This window comes from Geomonas sp. (assembly GCF_056994735.1).
On record NZ_JBXKJL010000267.1, the window covers coordinates 1 to 5,335 of the forward strand.

Here is a 5,335-nt window from a genome sequence, read left to right on the forward strand (position 1 = left end):
CGTGACGCCCAAGAACAGCCAGCATTCTGTGGCGGAGGATGCCGCGGAGCGTTTCCGGCTGGCCGGGGCCAAGCTCAAATCCCTCTCCGTCACGGCCAAGGGGAAGATCTGCCTGAAGGAGGAGCCTCTCTGCACCCCGGAATACTGCGAGTACGCCCGGGATTACTACGGGAAGGTTGCCCGCCACGGCATCATCGAGATCCTGGCTAGGAAGAGAAAGCTGAAGGCGCGTGTCTTCCGGGAGCTGGGGGAAGGGTACCAGGTCTGCCCCTTCGAGTTGCAGATCGACTCCGCCAGGCTCTTCGACGTCGTCATCTGCGACTACAACTACGTCTTCGCTCCCCGCTCGGCCCTCAGCCGCGCCACCGCCATCGCGGTCGACCAGGCGGGAAAGCCGAACCTGGTGATAGACGAGTCTCACAACCTCCCGGCCCGGGCCATGGACTACTACTCCCCGAGGCTCTCATCCCTGGTGCTGGAAGGGATGCGCGCAGAGCTTCGGGAGCTCCCCTCTCCTTTCAGGGCGGAGGGGGAGGAGCTCCTCGATGGCTGCCTACGCGCCATCGCCTCCTGCCGCGGAGGCATGAGCCCGAGCCCCTCCAGAATCGACCCGCCGGTGGAGCTCTTCCTGGGCCACGACGCGAAGCTGCGCGCCCTTCTCTCTCGCTACCTCGAGTCGGACGCGGAGATCAGGCAGCTGGACCCCGTGCTGAGGCTCACCTACTACTGGTCGGAGTTCGCCCAGATCATGGAGCTGGCCGCGAAGTCGGAGAAGCAGGAATTCTTCACCACCTTCCACCCCGACAGAAGCGGGGGGAGCGTGAAGATCACCTGCTGCGATGCCTCGGCCATGCTGAAGGAGTGTTACGGCGACTACCAGCAGGTGGTCGGCTTTTCAGCCACCCTGAAGCCCTTCGACTACTACGCCAGGCTCTCCGGGCTCGATCTCGATGCCGTCCGCACCGCTGAATTTGCCAGCCCTTTTCCCGGACACCGGCGCAAGCTGATGATCATCCCGCAGGTCTCGACGAAGTACGCCAACCGCGAGCGGAACTATGCCAGGATCGCCGACGTCATCGCGAGGATCACCGCGCTTCGCCCCGGGAACTACCTGGCCTTCTTCCCCAGCTTCGATTTCCTCGACAGGGTGGCGGAGCTCTTCGAGGAGCCGCCGGGTTTCGTGGTGCTCAGGCAGGAGAGGAAGATGAAGCCCTCCCGGGTGGAGGAGATCCTCGACCAGCTGCGGGGAGGTGAAAAGCCGACAGTGGTCTTCGCCGTCCAGGGCGGCTCTTTTTCCGAGGGGGTCGACTATGCGGGGGAGATGGCGATCGGGGCCTTCGTGATCGGCCCGCCGCTCCCTACCTTCGACCTGGAGCGGGAGCAGATGAAGGATTACTACCAGCGCCATTACCAGGCCGGTTTCGACTATGCCTATACCATTCCCGCCATGGCCAAGGCGGTCCAGTCTGCCGGCCGGGTCATACGCTCGGAGACCGACCGCGGCATCATCGTGCTCATGGACAACCGCTTCCTGGAGGGGGGGTACGCCAGCGCCATGCCTGCTGACTGGTTCGCGGAGGAGGCCTCGGAGCTGGTGTCGCAGGCGATATTGAAGGATGTAGAGGATTTCTGGAGGGTCGACAGGGATGTCGCGGCACTTTCCCCCAACCCCTGACCCCCTCCCACGAGGGAAGGGGGAGTTTGCACAGGGGGAAATCGGCGGGTAGGGCGGTGGCCGCTGGCGGACGAGCTGCTATTTCGAGACGGGACCGTAGCCGCGCAGCCGGAGCGCGTTCTTTAAGCTGGGTCGGATGGGAATTTATACTTCGATGCGGAACTCGGCGCCGTCGGGGAGGTTGCGGGCGCTCAGGCGGCCGCCCATGTTCCTCTCTATGATGGTCTTCGACATGAAGAGGCCGATGCCGGTCCCCTGCTCGGGACCCTTGGTGGTGAAGTAGGGCTCGAAGATGCGGTCCATGATCTCTGCGGGGATGCCGCCGGCGTTGTCGGAGATGGTCACCACCGTCCTCTCCCCCTCCGTCATCACCCTGATGCTGATCAGCGGATGCTCCGGGCGACGGGCAACCAGGGCATCGCGGGCGTTGATCAGGATGTTGAGCAGAACCTGCACGAATTCGGTCGGAAATCCGTCGATCACCGGGTCCCCGGTGGCGCAGAATTCGGTCTGGATGTCACTGGACTTGAAGCTTCCGTCGAGGATGACCATGGTCTTCTCGATGCTCTCCGCCACCCTGAACTCGACCTTCTCCTTGTCGGGCTTGAAGAAGTACCTGAAATAGTCGATGGTCTTGGACATCTGGCGGATGATTTCCAGGCTCCTCTTCACGTTGTTCTCGACGAACTCCTCGGTCAGTCCCTCCTTTTTCTGGGTTATCAGCAGGTCCTGCACCAGCAGCGCCAGCATGTTCAGCGGCTGGCGCCACTGGTGGGCGATGTTGCTGATCATCTCGCCCATCACCGCCTGCCGCCCCTGGATGATCAGTATCTTGTCCTTCTGGCGCAGTTCGTCGACCGCTTCCCTGACCCGCTCCTCCAGATACTCGCAAAGGTGCCGGTACTTCTGCTCGCTCTCCCGCAGGGCCTCTTCCGACCTCTTGCGCTCGGTTATCTCCTCGGTGGTCCCTTCGTAGTAAAGGACCCGTCCTTCGCTGTCGCGGACCAGGCGGATGCTGAGGGAGACCCAGATGACCCTGCGGTCCTTGCGGTACATCCTGGTCTCGAAGGCCTCCACCGCGCCGTTTTGCTCCAGCAGCTCAATCAAGTGGTCATGGTCGGCGGGATCGACGTAAAGCTGGTCCTTGATGTTGAAGACCTCGGCGACGAGTTCCGCGGAGGAGGAATAGCCGAGGGTGCGGGCCAGCGCACGATTGGCGTCAAGGTAGCGCCCCTCCGGGGTCCTCTGGAAGATCCCTTCGATCGCGTTCTCGAAGATGCTCCGGTACTTGGCCTCGGCCACCCTTTCCTGCTCGCGTGATTTTTCCAGCTGCTCATAGAAGATCCGGTTTTCTATCACCGAGGAGACCAGGCCGGCCACGTTCCCGATGCTGAGGAGAGCCCCGGGGCTTTCATCTATCCTGCGATAGAAGACGACGTTGTCGGCGGAGTTTCCTACGGCGATGAGCGCCCGCGGTGGCAGGTGGGACCCCAGGGGGTAGATGAGGAAATCCCTCATCAGCAGCCTGGACCCCAACTCCACGAGTTCACTATGCTGTGAGCGGGCATTGCAGACGAGGTGGTCGCTGCCGGTGAGAAGGGGGGAAAGTGCTGTAGCATCGCAAGGTAACGTGAGCCCGGCGATCATCTCCCTCTGGCCCGGTTGGTAATAGCCGTTCAGGGCGCAGACACGATAGCTCGTGGACTCATCGTCCCTGCAGAAGGTAACCGCCCTTTCGTAGTCGAGGTGTTCGACCAGGTAGCCTACGGTTTCATGAAAGATGTCGACGAGGTTTAAAGTACCGTTGACCTTCCGGTTGAAGTCGTAGAGTTCCTTGTACTCCTTCAACTGGGCGTCGAGTTCCTCCTGGTACTCATAGAGCTTCCCCTCCGCCCTGGTCAGTATTTTCACCTGCCGCGAAAGGGCTTCTTTTTCCCTTTGCAGCGCTTCCAGGGGCAGCTCCTCGACGGACTTGTCATCACCTTTCATAGGAACACCGGAAATTGGGTCAAAAGACGGCGGCTACCACCGCGGTGAAGTTATGGATGCAGTTGTAGGTGGAGATGGGTCCGATCTCCCCGTAGGTGTAGAATCCTATCCACGGGAGATCCTGGCCGAGGTCCTGCTGCAGCGATTTCAGCAGGTCGATCTTTTCCTGCTCCCGGAAGACCACCTTCCCGCGCCCCATGCACTCGAACTGCATGACGAACTTCGGCTTGGCGTCGCCGGCCTGCTCACGGATCTGCCGCGATATGGCCTGCAGGCCGTCCCGTATCAGCTCCTTGTCGCGGCGCACGATCCAGAGTTCCGTCCCCTCGCTGACGTCTGACTGGATGGTCACGTACCCTTCGCTGTCGTTCTTGTCCATCATGTAGCGGACGATGAATTCCCCGTACTCCTTCCTGATGTGCTCGGGGGTCTTGAAGCCGAGGCAGAGGTTCAGGGTCATCTTGTTCCACTGGCTCTCGGAACCATCCTCGACGTAGTCCTTCAGGGCGTCGAGGGCGGGCATGCCGTCGATCTCGTAGATGATGTTTCCTTTGCTGCGGGTGATGGTCCGTTTGGTGCCGATCGGGACGCAGCCGTGGCTGACGCCGTGGGCCACCTTCCCCTGGCCTGACAGCAGGACGCAGGATAGACCCTCGCTGAAGACTTCGTCGTTGTGGTACTGGTAGGTCTTGCGGGTGGCCCAGTTGTCGGCGGCCAGCCCACCGAAGAAGGGGAGGGGCCTGTCGGAGTGGATGGCCTTCTCGTAGGCCTCGTGGAAGGGGTCGAAGTCGAAGACCAGGCCGTCGACGAAAAGGAAGCAGGCGAAACTGTCGGAGGCCAGCAGCGGCTGCAGTTCCTCTGCCAGGCGGCGACCGGCCCTGCCGACTCCGCTGCCGATCTCCTTGACCCGGACGTTGGCGAACCTCAGCTCATCGGAGGCTATGGCCATCACCGTAACCCCGAAATTCGTTTCGGCGACCATCCCCTGGGTGATGATGCCTTCACCGGAACAGCCGGAAAGAGGTGCGCCTGAAGTGGCCTCTCGAACCGCCTGTATCAGAGCCTCCTGGTTGTAGCCGACGGTGCCGAAGACAAAGACGAAATCGGGCTTGCCGATTCCCCCCTGTTCCAGCGCCTTGACCGCCGCCTCTTTCCCTGCATCCGCGGGATTCTTCTGAAGACTGTATCCTACACCGACCGAGGTTCCCATCGTCTGCTCCCTTCCTCTGTCTCATTGGATAATGGCCTGAATGGTGCCGCCCAGCTGGCCATCATGAGGGTTTTCCCGTCCTCCGGAATTACCGATTAATTATACAGGGAAAGACATGAAAAACACCAGTCATCGCCCGCGGGAATAAAGGTCGCGCTCTTTTTCGGGATCCGGCGTGATGAGTTGTCAGGACGTAGCGCTCTGTTCCCTGTCCGCCGTTTGCCACAGTGCTCCGGCCTCACCTTCATTAGGCGGGTGCGCCGATGCGGAACAGGGAAGGGTCTGTCGGGAGAGCTGATGATGCTGGGATTCGGTGCGGGTACTCAGGGGGGCAACGCTTGTGAGGCGGGGGGGCGGCACCGGAAGTCGGATTCACCGGTGCCGTCCCTGCGTCGACGCCAACTGGCGTCGTCAGAACCTTCAGCCGCCACCGGTCGAAGGCGAGCATGACCCGGAGGATG

At 61.6% G+C, this 5,335-nt stretch carries 3 protein-coding genes; 1 reads left to right on the forward strand and 2 read right to left on the reverse strand.

The genetic code is table 11. The features are described from left to right. The coding region (locus tag AC11W3_RS11685) for an ATP-dependent DNA helicase (protein WP_484093063.1) at positions 1-1,675 on the forward strand (1,675 nt) is incomplete at its 5' end. 144 nt (positions 1,676-1,819) lie between these two features. On the opposite strand, the gene AC11W3_RS11690 is transcribed toward AC11W3_RS11685, so the two are convergent. Then, the gene (locus tag AC11W3_RS11690; RefSeq protein WP_484093064.1) at positions 1,820-3,664 is read right to left on the reverse strand and encodes a GAF domain-containing sensor histidine kinase; all 1,845 of its coding nucleotides are present in this window, start codon (positions 3,662-3,664) and stop codon (positions 1,820-1,822) included. A 19-nt stretch (positions 3,665-3,683) separates the two neighbouring features. Then, positions 3,684-4,874: an FIST signal transduction protein gene (locus tag AC11W3_RS11695; protein ID WP_484088993.1), complete on the reverse strand. Its 1,191-nt coding sequence runs from the start codon at positions 4,872-4,874 to the stop codon at positions 3,684-3,686. Positions 4,875-5,335 lie beyond the last annotated feature (461 nt).